This is a genomic window from Pseudomonas sp. FSL L8-0168 (genome assembly GCF_037976155.1).
GTDB lineage: Bacteria > Pseudomonadota > Gammaproteobacteria > Pseudomonadales > Pseudomonadaceae > Aquipseudomonas > Aquipseudomonas paracarnis.
Genome location: NZ_CP150262.1, coordinates 497,737 through 513,626 on the forward strand (window position 1 = coordinate 497,737; position 15,890 = coordinate 513,626).

The window sequence follows — 15,890 nt, forward strand, 5'->3', positions numbered from 1 at the left end:
GCGGTCTTACTGGGGGTGGAACAGGCGGTCGGCGATCATCGCGCCGATGGGCATGGCTGAGGTGGCGGCCGGTGAGGGCGCATTGCACACATGCAGCATTCGTGAGGTTTGGGCGAACAGAAAGTCGTGCACCAGGCTGCCGTCGCGCATTACCGCCTGGGCACGGATGCCGGCCTCGTAGGGCAGCAGGTCATCGAGCGTCAGGGACGGGCAGTACTTGCGGCACTGCTCCAGGTAGCCGGACTTGAACAACGAGTTCTTCATCTCGGTGGTGCCGGAACCGAGGTTTTGCCACAGGGTTTTCCAGAAACCCGGGAAGCTGGCGTACTGCGCCACGTCGCGCCAGTTCACCGAAAACTTGCGGTAGTTCTCGCGGCCCAGGCCCAGCACGGCATTCGGGCCGACGGTGACGCTGCCGTCGATCATGCGGGTCAGGTGCACGCCGAGGAAGGGCAGCTCCGGGTCAGGGATCGGGTAGATCAGATGGTTGACGATGTTGTTCTTGGCGGCGGGCAGGCGGAAGTACTCGCCCCGAAACGGGATGATCTGATGGTCGATGCGGATGCCGGCTAGCCGGGCCAGGCGGTCGGACTGCAAGCCGGCACACACCACCAGGTGGCGGGCCTGCCAGGTCTCGCCCTCGGTGTTGACGGTGACCGTGTCGGTATTTTCTTGGATGGCGGTGACGGTGCGCTCCAGGCAGATCTGCCCACCGCTGCGACGAATCACCTGGGCCATGGTCTCGCACACCTGGCGGTAATCGACAATCCCGGTGGCATCGAGAAACAAGCCGCCGAGGCCGACGATGTTCGGTTCGCGCTGGCGCAGTTGTTCGGCATTCAAGCGCTCGACCTGCATGCCATTGAGCTGGGCACGGGCGTACAGCGCTTCCATGCGTTGCATTTCAAGCGGGCTTGAGGCCACCAGCAGCTTGCCGCACACCTCGAATTTGATCCCGTGTTCGCGGCAGAACTGCTTGGTGGCTTCGGCGCCGCGCTTGCACAAGTCGGCCTTGAGGCTGCCGGGTGCATAGTAGATGCCGGCATGGATCACGCCGCTGTTGTGGCCGGTCTGGTGCTTGGCCAGCACCGACTCTTTTTCCAGGATCACCAGCGACGCGCCAGGTTGGCGCTTGAGCAGCTCCATGGCGGTGGCCAGGCCGACGATGCCGCCGCCGATAATGCAAAAGTCATGAATCATTGCAGAAGTACCTAGGTTGTACATTTCAGTCTGCTTATCAGGTTGTCAGACTAATGTTTTTGTTAAAAAAATGGCGTGTCCGCGGACACGCTGCAAACAAGGTGGATCAGTTCGTGGTCGGTAATTCCAGTTGCAGGCGTCGCGCTGCGGCACGCAGGTGCGCCTCGGCACTGGCGGCGGCGCGTTGGGCGTCGCCGTCGGCAATGGCCTGGTAGAGCTGTTGATGTTCCTGGGTGGCATCGGCCGAACCGGTGGCAAAGCGCGACGCCGAGTTCTCCCACGCGGTTTTACGCGCACTGGCCAACTGGCTCCTGAGGAAGTCATGGAAGGCCACGAAGTAGTCATTCTTGCTGGCGTCGGCAATGGCACGGTGGAATTCCACATCGGCCAGGGCTGCGGCTTCAAAGTCGTCGCGGTTGTCCTGCATGGCCTGCAACGCGCTTTTCATGCGCTGCAGGTCGGCGCTGTCGCGGCGCTGGGCAGCAATCGAAGCGGCCTGGGTTTCGATCCACAGGCGCACTTCGAACATCTGCGCCAGGTCAGGTCGTCGCCCGTTGGGCTGCGGAAACCGAAACACCGTGCCCGCAGGGGTCTGCGAAATAAACGAGCCCAGGCCACGGCGGGCGGTGAGCACACCGTCGGCCTTGAGCTGGGCAATGGCTTCACGCACCACGGAACGGCTGACGTTGAGTTGTTCGGCCAGTTGCTGTTCGGTCGGCAGGCGCGACTCCGGGGCCAGTTGGCCGGATTCGATTTCTGCGCGAATGGCGCTGACAACCCGTACGACAAGCGAATCGGGGCGCTGGAGCTCAAGCATGGGAAAACCTTGGTGATCAGGTTGTCAGACAATAGTCGTTACGATTTTAGCTTGTCAATATTTGTCTGCTTCGCGCTGGCCAGGGAATGCCCACGTCTCCAGGCGATCAGCACCGCCAGTAACAGCAAACCTACCGCCATGGCGAAGGTGGCGTGCAGGCCGGCTGCCACCGCCTGGGGCGCGGCGAGGCTGACATCCGGGGTGGCGCGGGCGAACACCGCGCCGAGGGCCGAGGCGCCGAAAATCAGGCCCAGGTTCCGTGACAGATTCAGCAGGCCGGACACTGTGCCTCGGCGTGTCGCCTGTATATCGCTCATCACCGCCGTGTTGTTGGCCGCCTGGAACAGGCTGTAGCCGGCCGTCAACACGATCAGGCCCGCGAGATAAACGCCAAGCCCGGACGCCTGCGATAGCAACAGGGCCCCGCACAGCATCACGCTTAGCCCCACGAGGGTCAGGCGTTGGCTGCCAAGGCGATCGGTCAGGTAACCCGCCGGTACACCGGTCACCGCCGCGACCGTTGGCCCGACGGCCATGGCCAAGCCCATCCAGGCGGGATCGAGGCCCAGGCCACGTGACAGGTAGAACGGCCCCACCACGAACGTGGCCATGATCACCGCCGACACCAGGGCACTCATGGCCAGGCCGGCGCGCAACGGCGCATCGCGCAGGGGCGCCCAGACTGTATCGCCTGGCCAAGCGTCGCGGCGGTGAGCATCTACCGGCAAATAACGGTAGGCGAAGGCGGCAGCCACACCCGCCAAGGGCAGGCCGATCAAAAACAGCGCGCGCCAGCTCCACAGGCTGAGCAATACTCCGCCGACACTCGGCCCCATGGCCGTGCCGAGTGCCGACAGGGTGCCCAGCAGGCCCATGACTCGGCCGGTATTCTCTTTCGTGACAGTGTCACCCACCATGCCCAGGGTCATCGCCATCATGATCGCCGCGCCCAGGCCCTGGAATGCCCGTGCGCCGATCAGCCAGGGCAGGGTTGGCGCGGCGGCACACCCGGCGCAGGCCAGGGCAAACACCAGCAACCCGGCCAGCAGCAAGCGCCGGCGCCCCAGACGGTCGCCCAGGCGCCCGGCGCTGACAATCACGGCGGTGATGGCCAGCAGGTAGGCGAGCACCACCCACTGCACGGCCTGAAACGAGGCACCGAAGGCGTGCGCCAGGCTGGGCAGGCCGACATTGGCGATGCTGGTGCCCAGGGCGGCCAGCAACATGGACAGCGACAAGGCCACCAGGCCGCCGCGTGTGGAGGTTTGCATGCGCGTTTCCTTGAGTGAATGCACCTGTCACAAATCTACGGCGTCGCCTAACATGGCGGAAGACGCATGGCTTGCAGGTTATAGCTGCACCCAACGCCTGATCAGGAGCCCGCATGCCCGACCTCAATTTACTCATCACCCTCGACGTGTTGCTTGCCGAAGGCAGCGTCGCTCGCGCCGCCCAGCGCCTGCGCCTGAGCCCTTCGGCCATGAGCCGGGCCCTGGCGCGTTTGCGTGCAGCCACTGGCGATCCGCTGCTGGTACGTGCCGGGCGCGGCCTGGTGCCGACGCCCCGGGCGTTGCAATTGCGCGAACAGGTTAGCCAACTGGTGCAGGACGCCCATGCGGTATTGCGCCCGGCGCACACCCTGGACTTGGGTGAGGTGGTGCGTACCTTCACCCTGCGCACCAGTGAGGAGTTCGTCGAACGCTTCGGCCCTGCATTGCTCGCGCGTATCGCCCAGGAGGCTCCAGGGGTGCGCTTGCGTTTCGTGCACAAGAGCGACAAGCACAGTGCGCTGCTGCGCGACGGTGGCGTCGACCTGGAAACCGGTGTGGTCGATGTCGGCGCCAGCCCGGAGGTGCTGACCCAGGCGCTGTTCCGTGATCGCCTGGTGGGCGTGGTGCGCGAGGGCCATGCTCTGAGCCGCGGCCCCTTGAGCGCAGCGCGTTTCGCCCAGGGACAACATGTCTACGTGTCGCGGCGCGGCCAGGACCGTGGCCAGATCGATGAGGCCCTTGAGGCGCAAGGTCTGGTTCGGCAGGTCAGCATCGTGGTCGCCGGTTTCAACACGGCCATCGCCCTGGCGCGTGATACCGACCTGATCGCCAGCGTGCCTGAGCGCTATATCACAGTGCCGCCTCGAGGCTTGTATTGCTTTGAGCTACCGGTGACATTGCCGCCATTTACCGTGGCGATGCTGTGGCACCCGCGACAGGACGCCGACCTGGCCCATCGCTGGCTGCGCGCGTGTTTGCGCGAGGTGTGCGGGCCATGAGCGGCGCGCAACAGGTACAATCGCCGCTGCCTTGACGCGAAACCCCAGGAATTTGCATGTTCAGCCTTACCCGCTACACCACGCCGTGCCCCGAACCGGTCAACAGCCAGATCCTGCAGATGGTGGTGGACAACCTCACCGATATCAGCAGCGTAGCGCTGGCACCGAGCAACCTGCTCTACAACATCTACCAGTACGCCATCGGGTTTGAGGTACACCTGTACCTTGAGGCGTTGAATGGCGAAAAGGGCATCGCCGTCGAGTTGGTCGTGGCGATGGAAGACGAGACGGTGGTGGGCTTTTGCCTGTACCTGCCGGTGAAGGATGACCCGAACGCGTGTGGCATCGCGTTTATGGCGGTGCAGGCCGGCTTTCGTCGCCAGGGTGTGGCACGCAGCATGCTGGACGAGGTGTTGGCGCGTTATCCCCACGCCGAACTGGCCTGTGCGGTAGAGAAGGTTGCGGTGTTCGAAGCCATGGGTTTCCAGGTACGCGGTGCGCGTGGCACCCAGGTCGTGATGAACACCCGCAACTACGGCACCGATGGGCTGATGGGCGTGTTGGATGTGGCTTCAATCTACAGCTCGCTGGAAGTGCGGCAGATCCACACCTACCTGCTGCAAAAACACGGCAAGCGCGCCATGGTCGATGCGGAGAAACAGCGTGATCGGCACCTGGACCAGTTGACGCGCAAGGCGCAACTGTTCGTCCAGGGCCGTCTGCCTACGGCCTGACGCGCTTGACCATCCCGAGGATAGTCTCCAGCAGTTCCTGCTGAGCTTCCTCGCGGCTGATCTCGCCATTGGCCGCCGCATGGGACAGGGCTTCCGCCGCGCCGAGCATGGCGCGCAACCCGGCCTGGGAAATACTGCCGCCGTGGGTGAAGGGCGACAGCGCGTCTCTGCACTTATCGAGGAAGATCGCCTCGTATTCGCGCTTGGACGCTTCCAACTCTGGTGAACCGCTCAAGGCGGCAATCACCCCGGGGATTTCCCGACCTTGCAACAACACACAATCGACATACGACGACGCGATAACCCACGCGCGGTCCTCAAGCGTCGCCTTGCTGGTGGCGATGGCATCGGCAAACACCTGGTCCTGGCGCTCGTCGAAGTCTGCATACAGCGCGGCCAGCAACCCCGCGCGTGTAGCGAAGTGGTCGTACACCACTGGTTTGGTGACGCCCGCCAGCTCGGCCAGGCGGCCCAGGGTCAGGGCGTCGGTGCCTTCGTCACGCACCAATTGCCAGGCGACGTCGAGTAACTGGCGCAGGCGATCTTCACGGGACAAACGACGACGGGGGGCAGGGGATTCATTGCTTGACATGCTTATATACCAAAAGTAACTTATTCGACGTAACTTACTAAAAGTAGATTAAGCCGAAACGGAGTCAAAGTCATGCACGCACTGATCGTTGTTGCCCATCACGACCCGCAATCCCTCACCCATAGCGTGGCCGCCGAGGTGGGCGCGGGCTTGAGCGCCTCTGGCCACACCTTTGAAATAGCCGACCTTGCCGCTGAAGGGTTCGACCCACGCTACAGCGCGGCCGACCATCGGGTGCACCGTACTCGGGCGACGCCGCCAGCCGACGTGGTGGCCGAGCAGGCCCGCATCGATCGCGCCGACGCGCTGGTGCTGGCATTCCCCATCTACTGGTGGTCAATGCCGGCATTGCTCAAGGGTTGGGTCGACCGCGTATTCGTCAATGGCTGGGCGATTGATTACGGCCCCGATACACCGGTGCAGAAGAAACTAAGGCATTTGCAGGTGCATCTGCTGGCCCTGGGTGGGGCTGATGACAGTGCCTTTGAGCGACACGGTTATGCCAAGGCCATGAATACCCAGATCGACTACGGCATCTTTGATTATTGCGGGGCGCGGGTACTCACTTCCGAGTTGTTGTTGGACTCGGAAAGTGGCACGGCCCAGGCGCATTTGCACAAGGCCCGGGCGGTGGGGCAGGGGTTGTTTGAGCGTGAGGCCGTCGCGGGATAATTCAAGCGTCGCGAAACAGGTCGTGGGCGTCCAGCAAGCGGTAGGCAATCTCTGGTTTTTTCTCCAGGCCGCGGCGAATGGAGGCGGGGATCGACTGGCGAGTCTTGCGGCACATGCCCGGCAGTTCGTCGATGACGATCTGGATCCCGCGCATGCTTTTGACCTCGGTATGCCCGGGCGCGATGTGGACGCGGATGCCGAGTTGGTCGTACATCCGCTGTTGCAAGTGTTCGAGGTCTTGCAGGCTCTTGAGGTTTTCCAGGCGCTCCAGCAGGATTTTTTCCTGCTGTCGCGTCAGTTGCAGAATGCGCAGATCAGCGCCGGGAGCTTCCAGCAGTTGTTCACGGTTGCAGACACAGGCGCCGGGTGGGCAGGGTTGGCGAAGGGTCATTGACGCTCCCGGCAAGGTTCAGTTGTAGGAGCGAGCTTGCTCGCCCCTACAGGTTTGTGTGTCAGTAGCTCAAGTGGACGCCCAGGCTGGCCAGCGCTTTCCAGTAGTCAGGGTAGGTCTTGGCCACGCAGTCCGGGTCTTGAATGCGAATGCCCGAGACTTTCAGCCCGGCCAGGGCAAAGCACATGGCGATGCGATGGTCGGCGTGGGTGTCGATCAGTGCGGTGCAGGCGGTGCCAGCCAAAGCGGGGTCGCTGGCAACCAGCAAGTCATCACCCTCGATGGTCGCCAGGCCCGGGCGAATTTCGTTGAGGCCATCGTGCAGCGCCTGCACGCGGTCACATTCCTTGACGCGCAGGTTCGCCAGTTCAGTGAAGCGCACCGGGGTGTTGTTGAACGCGGCGAGCACCGCCAGGGTCGGGATCGCATCCTGCATTTGTGAACCCACCACCGTGGCCTGCATGTTCGGGAATTGCGCGATCACGGCCTGGGCCTTGGCGTCGGGCTGGGTGAAGTCCTGTGGGGCTACACCAATATCGATACGGCCACCGGTCAGTACTTCTGCGGCCCATAGGTAAGTGGCGGCGGAAGCGTCGGGTTCGATCAGGTAGTCATGGGCGGTATAGCCGGTGGGGGCCACGCGCCAGGTGGTGTCGTCCACGGCGTCGACCTGGGCCCCGAACGCACGCATGCAATCGAGGGTCAGGTCCACGTAGCCACGGGCGCCAATGTCCTTGCCGGTCAGCGCCACTTCAATCGGCGCTTCGCCGCACGCCGCCAGCATCAGCAGGGCCGATACGTACTGGCTGGACAAACCTGCGTCAATCTCAAAACGCCTGGCCTGGACCTTGCCCGCGCCGTGCACGGTTACCGGTGGGCAACCGGTGGGGCTGTCGACCTGGATGCCGTTCTGGCCCAGGGTGGCCAGCAGCGGGCCGATGGGGCGTTTTTGCATGTACTCGTCACCGTCCAGTACCACGGTGCCTTGCACGGTGGCGACGGCAGCCGTGAGAAAGCGCATGGCGGTGCCGGCGTTGCCGAGGAACAACGGCTGGGCCGGCAATTGCAGCGAGCCTTGGCTGGTGACGACAAAGGTGGTGTCGTCCGGCTCGTCGATGGTGACGCCCATCTGCCGCAGGGCGACCGACATGTGGCGCGTGTCATCACTTTTGAGCGCACCGCTCAAACGGCTGGTGCCCTTGGCCAGTGCCGCCAGCAACAGCGCTCGATTGGTAATGGATTTGGAGCCGGGGGGCGCGACCTTGCCAGTGAGGGGGAAGTTGGGCGGTGTAACGGTCACGGTTTTCTGCGAACTCAAGGTACAAGGCTCCTGGTCAAGGCAAGGTGGCGTGGAGTGGCCGACGTGCGGACCCGAATCATCAGGCAAACACGCCATGCTTGTCGAGTGAGTGGGTGATCTGCGTGATTTATTGGCATGCGCTCCTACTGCCTTAACGCTGGCTCAACCAGTAGTCATGCAGCGCCTGTGCAGCCGGTTCGATTTCGCTGACCTGCAGTTGATGGGCGTTTATATCCAGATCCGCCGGCAATTCGAAATTGTCCTGTTCGGCGCACCAGGAAATCCGCTCCAGTTGCCCGGCTTGTACAGCGGGCAATGGCGGCCAGTTGGCGATTGTCACGCCGCGCACATAACCAAAGCACCATTCCTCGGCAAGGGTCACCGCCTGGCCTTGATGTTCGGTTTCATCGAAACGGGCTTTGAATGCCTGGGAGTCAGTGGCCAATTGCGCGGCCAGGGTATTCATATGGCGTACACACAGCTCGAGAAAAGCCTGGGCCTCGTCCATGTTGTCCCATTCAGGGTTTTGCCCACCCCAGATCGCCGGGAACCACTCGGACACATCCACCTTGGCCGGGCTGGAAACCAGGGCGGTGAAATAACCGTCGAGTTCGGCCATGTTCAGCACCGAGTGGTCTTCGCCGTATTTGAGCAAGGTGGCGTCAATGAATTCGAAATCGGCGGGAGCGAGGGGTTGGGCGTGCATGGCATATCCTTAAAACGTCGAGCGCCGCGCACAGCGCGGCTTAAAGCGCAAAGGATGGCCTGTGCATCGGGTTTTATCCAGCGTCTTTTCCCTCACCGTGACCAGTCCCGTTTTTGGCCGATGCGCCGTGGCGCACCCTTGATATAGTCTGGCCTTTCTCAATCGCCAGTCAGGGATCACTGCCATGTCCGAATACCAAGCCTTCGTTGTCGAACTCAGTGGCAACGTTGCCCATGTGCAGATCAATCGCCCGGAAAAGATCAACGCCATGAACGCGGCGTTCTGGACCGAAATCATCGACATCTTCCAATGGGTCGACGAGACCGACGCCGTGCGTGCCGTGGTGCTCAGCGGGGCGGGCAAGCACTTTTCCTCGGGCATCGACCTGATGATGCTGGCCTCGATCGCCAATGATTTTGGCAAGGACGTGGGTCGCAATGCGCGCCTGCTGCGCCGCAAGATTCTCGAGCTGCAAGCTTCGTTCAACGCCGTGGACACTTGCCGCAAGCCCGTGCTGGCGGCGATCCAGGGCTACTGCATTGGCGGTGCCATCGACCTGATCAGCGCGTGCGACATACGCTACGCGGCCGAAGACGCGCAATTCTCGATCAAGGAAATCGACATCGGCATGGCCGCTGACGTCGGCACCTTGCAACGCCTGCCGCGCATTATCGGCGATGGCATGCTGCGTGAACTGGCCTATACCGGTCGTCAATTCGGCGCTGAAGAAGCGCGCAGCATCGGCCTGGTCAATCGCGTGTTTGCCGATCAGCAAAGCCTGCTGGCGGGTGTCATGGACCTGGCCCAGCAAATCGCCGCCAAGTCGCCGATTGCCGTGACTGGCACCAAGGCCATGATCAGCTACATGCGTGACCACACAGTCAATGACGGCCTGGAATACGTTGCCACCTGGAACTCGGCTATGTTGCAATCCAACGACCTGCGCGTGGCCATCGCGGCCCATATGAGTAAGCAGAAACCCGAATTCGTGGATTGACTGACATGACCCCAGGCTGGATTACCACAACGCTGCTGGACAACGACGCCCCCGGCGGCTGGGCCGTCGCCCGCAGCCGCGAAGGCTTTTTACACGATACCAACGGCCCGCTGTTCCCGCGCGAATGGCTCAAGCGCCAGGACCTGTCGGTGTTTGCCGAACACGGCATCGGCCACCTCGACGGCGAGCCGGTGTACCTGTTGGAACTCGACTCGCCGGCTGATGTGCCAGGGTGCAGTTGGCAAGGCTTGCGCGGCTTTATGCTGCAAGGTGATCACACCCTGTACAAGGTGCTGGGCTACGCCGCGCAGATCGGCACCTGGGCGCGGGAGCACCGTTTTTGTGGCAGTTGCGGCCAGGCGATGGTACAGGTGCCGCGGGAGCGGGCGATGTATTGCCAGGCCTGCGACCTGCGCAGCTATCCACGCATCTCGCCAAGCATGATCGTGCTGGTGACCCGTGGCGATGACATCCTGCTGGCGCGCTCGCCGCGTTTCGTCACGGGGGTCTACAGCACCCTGGCCGGTTTTGCCGAGCCGGGTGAGTCCGCCGAAGACTGCCTGATCCGTGAAGTGCGCGAAGAGGTGCAGTTGGAGGTCAAGAACATCCAGTACATGGGCAGCCAATGTTGGCCGTTCCCTCACTCGATGATGCTGGGCTTTCACGCCGAATACGCCGGTGGCGATATCGTTCCCCAGGCCGACGAGATCGAGGACGCGCAGTGGTTCAATATCCACGAGCTGCCGCCGTTGCCGGCGTCACGCTCGATTGCGCGTTACCTGATCGACCTCTACGTGGCCCGCCGCCTAGGCCACGCTGAACCAGTGCTGCCAGGCTAGGCGCACGGTCAGGCCCAGCACCACGGTGATAAACACTGGGCGGATGAATTTGGCGCCGCCGCTGATCGCGCTGCGTGCGCCAAAGAACGCGCCACACATCACCGACACACCCATCGCCAGGCCGACGATCCAGTCCACCGACCCATTGATGATGAACACCGTCAGCGCCGCGGCGTTGCTGACGAAGTTCATGCTGCGCGCCACGCCGCTGGCCTTCACCAGATCGATGGGGTGCAGCAGCATCGTGCTGACCGTCCAGAACGCCCCCGTGCCGGGCCCGGCCACGCCATCGTAAAAGCCCAGGCCAAAGCCCTGGGTGGCTTGCCATTTCTTTTTGATCGGTGCCTCGGCATCCAGTGGCGCCTTGGGCGTGCCCCCGAACAGCAGGTACACACCGCAGGCGAAGACGATCACCGGGAGCATCTTGTTCAGGGTTTCGGCAGGCAAGTAATGAGCGACGACCGCGCCGGTCAGTGCACCGATCAAGGTACCGACAATGGCGTGCACCCATTGGCGTGGGTGGAACAGCTTGCGGCGGTAGAAGGTAAAACTGGCGGTGGCCGAGCCGAAGGTGGAGCTGAGCTTGTTGGTGCCCAGCACCAGATGCGGCGGCATACCGGCGGTGAGCAGGGCCGGGGTGGTCAACAAACCGCCACCGCCGGCGATGGCGTCGATAAAACCGGCGATAAAAGCGACAACGGCCAGGATGGCCAGGGTGGTGAGGTCTACGCTGAGTTCGAAGGGCATGGGCAGGGCTTATTGTTGGAGGGCCGCAGAAGGCCAGCATCTTACTGCGATGTGACTCAAATGTGGGAGGTGGCAAGCCTCTCCCACATCTTTTACCGGGCCCGCCTGGTTATTTGTGCGCGCCCAGCCATTCCACGGCCGTGCGCCAGATGCAGATACCCAGGAAGTACGCCGACATCAGCGACCACAAGCCAAATGTCCAAGGGTTGGTATTCGGGTAATCCACCACCATCAGGAAGCTGCACAGCAGCCAGATAGTGGTCACCGCGATGTTGATCGGCATGAAACGCTTGACCCGGAACGGGTGCAGGAACTTCATCGGCGTCACGGTCAACAGCGCCAGGCCGATCACGGTCAGCAAGGTGACCCAGGCATCCGGCTGGATGATATAGACGCACAGGGCAACGACGTTCCAGGCGGCAGGGAAGCCGACGAAGTAGTTGTCCTTGCTCTTCATGTTCACATTGCAAAAGCAGAACAGCGACGACACCAGGATCACCGACACCGCAAACAGGTGGGTGAACTCGGGCAGGTCGATGTAGCGGTAGATAAACAGGGCAGGAATGAACACGTAGGTGAGGTAGTCGATCACCAGGTCGAGCACCGAGCCGTCAAAGCTGGGCAGCACCGTGCTGACATTCACCCGTCGCGCCAGCGAGCCGTCGACGCCATCCACCACCAGTGCCAGGCCCAGCCACAGCAGGCACGCCTTGGGGGAGTTTTCCAGCAGCGCCAGGGTGGCCAAAAAGGCCAGTACCACACCGGTGGCGGTAAAGCCGTGGGCGCCCCAGGCTTTGAGTCTGGCTACATGCAGGGTCGATATCACGGGCGGTTCTCCAAAAGGTCAAACGGGGCAGCCGACGACGTAGCGCCGTCGAGTCTGGCCAGGGAATGCAGGTATCGACCGGGAAGGGGAGGATAAGGTTCACCGCCCGGCGTATCCGTTAGCGTAGCAAGCGTAGGATGTTTCGGCATCAGCCCTGACGGAACACCAGTGCCTTTAGTCCACTCTGCGGATCAATGTCAGGAAATTCCGGTGGGTTTTCCAGCCGCTGTACAAACCGCAGGCCCGGTGCTTCGCGGGTCACGCCGTCGATCAGGAAATCTTCGCCGAAGGCCGGATCGTTCATGCATGCCAGTACGGTGCCGTGGGCACTGAGCAAGTCCGGCAGGCGGCGCAGCACGCGCTGGTAATCCTTGGTCAGCAGGAAACTGCCTTTCTGGAAGGAGGGCGGGTCGATGATCACCAGGTCATAAGGACCGTTGTTCGTCACCTTGGCCCAGGACTTGAACAGGTCGTGGCCCAGGAAGCTCACCCGGCTCAGGTCGTGCCCATTCAAACGATGGTTGTCGCGGCCACGGCTGAGGGCACCACGGGCCATATCCAGGTTCACCACATGGTCGGCGCCGCCTTCGATGGCGGCCACGGAAAAACCGCAGGTATAGGCAAACAAATTCAGCACGCGCTGGCCCTGTGCTTGCTCACGTACCCAGTTGCGCCCGTAACGCATGTCGAGAAACAGCCCGCTGTTCTGTTTTTTACCCAGGTCGATCAGGTAGCGCAGGCCGCCCTCGGTGATGGTCAACTCGTCGATGGCGTCGCCCACCAGCCATTCGGTGGTGCTTTGCGGCAGGTAGCGGTGTTGCAGGGCCACGGTGTGCGCGCCGAAAGCGGCCCAGTCGATGTGCAGTAGCGTCTGCTTCAGGGCCTGCAGGTGCTCGGTTTCCTTGAACAACGCCACCAGCACCACCCCTTGCAGCCAGTCCACCGTCAGTTGTTCCAGGCCCGGCCAGCAGCGGCCACGGCCATGGAACAGGCGCCGGGTTTCCGCGGGCGCGTCAGCCAGGGCAGTGAGCAAGTGGGCGTGCAGGGTAGAGAGTGCGTCTGGGTTCATCGTTAAGCGTCAGTCATCGGGCGGGCGGCATTTTAAACACAATTGTGTGGGAACTGGCTTGCCTGTGAAGGCGGCCTGACAGCCGACCCCTATCTACCTGAAGCCCCGGCATCCAACTGTGGGAGCTGGCTTGCCTGCGATGACGGCCTGATAGTCGACGCTTATCTACTTTGGATCGCGGAGCGTGAGTTGGATCATCGTCGGCTGTCAGGGCCGTTACGGGAGCAAGCTCCCTCGCCACAGGTCCAGCGCTTTACCGCGTTCCCGCAGTGTTTGCGATTTGGGTCAGCGCGTGGCAATCAGCGCCGGGCCGAATGACTCTTTCAAGAAAACCGGGGCGATATAGCGCTCGTAATGTGCCTCGGACAGCAGAAAAAACTCTCGATCTATCGCATCGCGCAAATCCGCCAGGTGGCGTTCGCGAAACTCCGGTAACAGCGTCAACCCATAGGCATCCAGCTTGGAAATCACCCGCGCTCCGCGCGCAATCAACTGGTATGCCCAGCAATACGGCGACTGGTGCGGCATAAAACGAATCTTGCGCGCTTCCAGCTGCTGTCGCAGGCAGTGCGGGTCGAACACTTCCAGCTTGCTGGCCATCACCTGCACCAGCAGTTGTTCCAGGCGCAGCCACACCGCCTGTTTTTCCTCGGCGTTATAGCCATTCCACTGGATCACCTCGTGGTGATAACGCTTGCAGCCCCGACAGACCAGGTCACCGTAGACGGTGGAACACAGCCCGACGCAGGGGGTTTTAATGGTGTGGTTGGGCATAAAGGCTTACTTGCAAAGTCTATGGATCACAATAGCCAATGTGGGAGCTGGCTTGCCCGCGATAGCTGTGTGTCAGTGGGTACATCCGTGACTGATACACCGCTATCGCGGGCAAGCCCGCTCCCACATTTTTTGGTTCGTGTTGATTAGTCCCAGCTCAACGCGCCGCCAGTCTGATACTCAATCACACGGGTCTCGAAGAAGTTTTTCTCTTTCTTCAAGTCCATGATCTCGCTCATCCACGGGAACGGGTTGGTGGTGCCTGGGTACTCTTCCTTCAAGCCGATCTGCGACAGGCGACGGTTCGCGATGAACTTGAGGTAATCCTCCATCATCGCCGCGTTCATGCCCAGCACCCCACGCGGCATGGTGTCGCGAGCGTATTCGATCTCCAGCTGCGTACCCTGCAGAATCATCTGGGTCGCTTCTTCCTTCATCTCGGTATCCCACAGGTGTGGGTTTTCGATTTTGATCTGGTTGATCACGTCGATACCGAAGTTCAGGTGCATCGACTCATCGCGCAGGATGTACTGGAACTGCTCGGCCACGCCGGTCATTTTGTTGCGGCGGCCCATGGACAGGATCTGGGTGAAGCCGCAGTAGAAGAAGATGCCTTCCAGTACGCAGTAGTAGGCGACCAGGTTGCGCAGCAGTTCCTTGTCGGTGTCGACGGTGCCGGTTTCGAACTTCGGATCGGAGATCGAGCGGGTGTACTTCAGGCCCCAGGCGGCCTTTTTGGCCACCGATGGAATCTCGTGGTACATGTTGAAGATCTCGCCTTCATCCATGGCCAGCGATTCGATGCAGTACTGGTAGGCGTGGGTGTGGATCGCTTCTTCGAAGGCCTGGCGCAGGATGTACTGGCGGCACTCCGGGTTGGTGATCAGGCGGTACACGGCCAGCACCAGGTTGTTGGCTACCAGGGAGTCGGCGGTGGAGAAGAAGCCCAGGTTGCGCATGACGATGCGGCGCTCGTCGTCGGTCAGGCCTTCGGGGTTTTTCCACAGGGCGATGTCGGCGGTCATGTTGACCTCTTGCGGCATCCAGTGGTTGGCGCAGCCGTCGAGGTACTTCTGCCAGGCCCAGTCGTACTTGAATGGCACGAGTTGGTTGAGGTCGGCGCGGCAGTTGATCATGCGCTTTTCATCAACGGCGACGCGGGCGGAGGCACCTTCCAGCTCGGCGAGGCCTTTGGCGACGTCGAGTTTGTCCAGGGCGGCCTTGGCGCGCACGATGGCGGCGGAGTCGTTGGCGGTGACGGCGCGGGCTTCCACGGCGGCAGCGGCGCCGGCACCGTCGAGGCGGTCCATGTTGGCTTCGGTGGCGTGGCCGGCGTTGGCGCCTTTGATCACCGCTGCACCGGTGTCTTCGTTGTCGACTTCATCCCAACTCAGCATGGAAATACTCCTTCCTGGTACTCGAAAAATAAATGTTTTTGCAGGCTACAAGGCATTGAAATACTGCGCGTAGTGTGATCGGTAAAATACCGGCGCTGCACACTATGTAGTGGTCTGATCTGTTTGTAGGCACACTATATGGGGTGTAACAAAGTTGGTCAACGCACAAGATGTGCGGTCATAGGTCGCTGCTGGGCACGACACATAATTTTTCGATATATCATTATCGAATAAATAAATAGGTATTTATTCCTTTTAATATTTTATCCGGCAGCGCATTTTGAGGGCCTGCGCATTCGTGCGGATTGACCCAACAGCCAAAAGGAAAGCCGACATGACCATCAAAGCGATCAACGTGCGCAACCAGTTCAAAGGCGTGATCAAGGAGATTCTGCTGGGGGAAGTGGTGTCGGAAATCGATGTGCAAACCGCATCGGGCATTGTGACGTCGGTGATCACCACGCGCTCGGTGCGTGACCTGGAATTGAAGGTGGGCAGCGAAGTGATTGCCTTTGTGAAATCGACGGAAGTGTCCATCGCCAAGTTGTGAGTGGACAAAA

General features: G+C 61.6%; 18 protein-coding genes. 6 read left to right on the plus strand and 12 right to left on the minus strand.

The annotated features are described in order from the left end of the window. Nucleotides 1–6: 6 nt before the first annotated feature. The 3 genes from lhgO to MHH62_RS02060 all read right to left on the minus strand — a co-directional run bounded on the left by lhgO (nt 7) and on the right by MHH62_RS02060 (nt 3,288). Nucleotides 7–1,200 (minus strand): L-2-hydroxyglutarate oxidase, encoded by a 1,194-nt coding sequence (gene lhgO, locus MHH62_RS02050; protein WP_032901615.1) that lies wholly within the window; start codon nt 1,198–1,200, stop codon nt 7–9. A gap of 106 nt (nt 1,201–1,306) precedes the next feature. Continuing rightward, nucleotides 1,307–2,017, minus strand: a complete 711-nt coding sequence (locus tag MHH62_RS02055; protein WP_019816878.1) for a FadR/GntR family transcriptional regulator — start codon at nt 2,015–2,017, stop codon at nt 1,307–1,309. Between the two features lie 38 nt (nt 2,018–2,055). Continuing rightward, a complete protein-coding gene (locus MHH62_RS02060) occupies nt 2,056–3,288 on the minus strand; it encodes an MFS transporter (RefSeq protein WP_122300745.1) in 1,233 nt (410 codons plus the stop codon). 113 nt (nt 3,289–3,401) lie between these two features. Here MHH62_RS02060 and MHH62_RS02065 point away from each other — a divergent pair, with 113 nt between their 5' ends. Together MHH62_RS02065 and MHH62_RS02070 are read left to right on the plus strand one after the other, a co-directional pair. Next, nucleotides 3,402–4,286 carry a LysR family transcriptional regulator gene (locus MHH62_RS02065; RefSeq protein WP_019816880.1) on the plus strand — a complete coding sequence of 295 codons (885 nt, stop codon included), beginning with the start codon at nt 3,402–3,404 and terminating at the stop codon, nt 4,284–4,286. A gap of 56 nt (nt 4,287–4,342) precedes the next feature. After that, a complete protein-coding gene (locus MHH62_RS02070) occupies nt 4,343–5,020 on the plus strand; it encodes a GNAT family N-acetyltransferase (RefSeq protein ID WP_014718674.1) in 678 nt (225 codons plus the stop codon). Here the strand turns inward: MHH62_RS02070 and MHH62_RS02075 are convergent. Further along, nucleotides 5,010–5,612, minus strand: a complete 603-nt coding sequence (locus tag MHH62_RS02075; RefSeq protein ID WP_019816882.1) for a TetR/AcrR family transcriptional regulator — start codon at nt 5,610–5,612, stop codon at nt 5,010–5,012. The genes MHH62_RS02070 and MHH62_RS02075 overlap by 11 nt on opposite strands. Nucleotides 5,613–5,684: 72 nt before the next feature. Here MHH62_RS02075 and MHH62_RS02080 point away from each other — a divergent pair, with 72 nt between their 5' ends. Next, entirely contained in the window at nt 5,685–6,284 is a 600-nt protein-coding gene (locus MHH62_RS02080) for an NAD(P)H-dependent oxidoreductase (RefSeq protein ID WP_014718672.1), read from the plus strand. Nucleotide 6,285: 1 nt separating this feature from the next. Here MHH62_RS02080 and MHH62_RS02085 read toward each other — a convergent pair whose 3' ends face one another. From MHH62_RS02085 to MHH62_RS02095, 3 genes are all read right to left on the minus strand, one after another. Next, nucleotides 6,286–6,675 carry a hypothetical protein gene (locus tag MHH62_RS02085; RefSeq protein ID WP_019816884.1) on the minus strand — a complete coding sequence of 130 codons (390 nt, stop codon included), beginning with the start codon at nt 6,673–6,675 and terminating at the stop codon, nt 6,286–6,288. Nucleotides 6,676–6,736: 61 nt separating this feature from the next. Continuing rightward, nucleotides 6,737–7,993, minus strand: coding sequence for a 3-phosphoshikimate 1-carboxyvinyltransferase (locus MHH62_RS02090; RefSeq protein ID WP_019816885.1), 1,257 nt, complete (start codon nt 7,991–7,993; stop codon nt 6,737–6,739). 133 nt (nt 7,994–8,126) lie between these two features. Continuing rightward, nucleotides 8,127–8,681 (minus strand): UPF0149 family protein, encoded by a 555-nt coding sequence (locus tag MHH62_RS02095; protein ID WP_339232347.1) that lies wholly within the window; start codon nt 8,679–8,681, stop codon nt 8,127–8,129. Nucleotides 8,682–8,865: 184 nt separating this feature from the next. Between MHH62_RS02095 and MHH62_RS02100 the strand changes: the two genes are divergently transcribed. Both MHH62_RS02100 and nudC read left to right on the plus strand, forming a co-directional pair. Beyond that, complete coding sequence (locus tag MHH62_RS02100; RefSeq protein WP_339232350.1) at nt 8,866–9,678, plus strand: crotonase/enoyl-CoA hydratase family protein; 813 nt, start codon at nt 8,866–8,868, stop codon at nt 9,676–9,678. 5 nt (nt 9,679–9,683) lie between these two features. Continuing rightward, complete coding sequence (gene nudC / locus MHH62_RS02105) at nt 9,684–10,517, plus strand: NAD(+) diphosphatase (RefSeq protein ID WP_019816887.1); 834 nt, start codon at nt 9,684–9,686, stop codon at nt 10,515–10,517. Here nudC and MHH62_RS02110 read toward each other — a convergent pair. The 5 genes from MHH62_RS02110 to MHH62_RS02130 form a co-directional block, all read right to left on the minus strand. Continuing rightward, nucleotides 10,485–11,264 carry a TSUP family transporter gene (locus MHH62_RS02110; RefSeq protein WP_003191011.1) on the minus strand — a complete coding sequence of 260 codons (780 nt, stop codon included), beginning with the start codon at nt 11,262–11,264 and terminating at the stop codon, nt 10,485–10,487. The two genes, nudC and MHH62_RS02110, sit on opposite strands and share 33 nt — an antisense overlap. Nucleotides 11,265–11,373: 109 nt before the next feature. Then, on the minus strand, nt 11,374–12,090 hold the full coding sequence (locus MHH62_RS02115; protein ID WP_014718666.1) for a CDP-alcohol phosphatidyltransferase family protein: 717 nt from the start codon (nt 12,088–12,090) through the stop codon (nt 11,374–11,376). Nucleotides 12,091–12,238: 148 nt separating this feature from the next. Next, nucleotides 12,239–13,159: a class I SAM-dependent methyltransferase gene (locus tag MHH62_RS02120; RefSeq protein ID WP_200600359.1), complete on the minus strand. Its 921-nt coding sequence runs from the start codon at nt 13,157–13,159 to the stop codon at nt 12,239–12,241. A gap of 285 nt (nt 13,160–13,444) precedes the next feature. Continuing rightward, complete coding sequence (locus MHH62_RS02125; RefSeq protein ID WP_014718664.1) at nt 13,445–13,933, minus strand: DUF1289 domain-containing protein; 489 nt, start codon at nt 13,931–13,933, stop codon at nt 13,445–13,447. 146 nt (nt 13,934–14,079) lie between these two features. Next, on the minus strand, nt 14,080–15,330 hold the full coding sequence (locus MHH62_RS02130) for a ribonucleotide-diphosphate reductase subunit beta (protein ID WP_339232355.1): 1,251 nt from the start codon (nt 15,328–15,330) through the stop codon (nt 14,080–14,082). Nucleotides 15,331–15,664: 334 nt separating this feature from the next. Between MHH62_RS02130 and MHH62_RS02135 the strand changes: the two genes are divergently transcribed. Further along, a complete protein-coding gene (locus MHH62_RS02135) occupies nt 15,665–15,880 on the plus strand; it encodes a TOBE domain-containing protein (protein WP_003173733.1) in 216 nt (71 codons plus the stop codon). Nucleotides 15,881–15,890 lie beyond the last annotated feature (10 nt).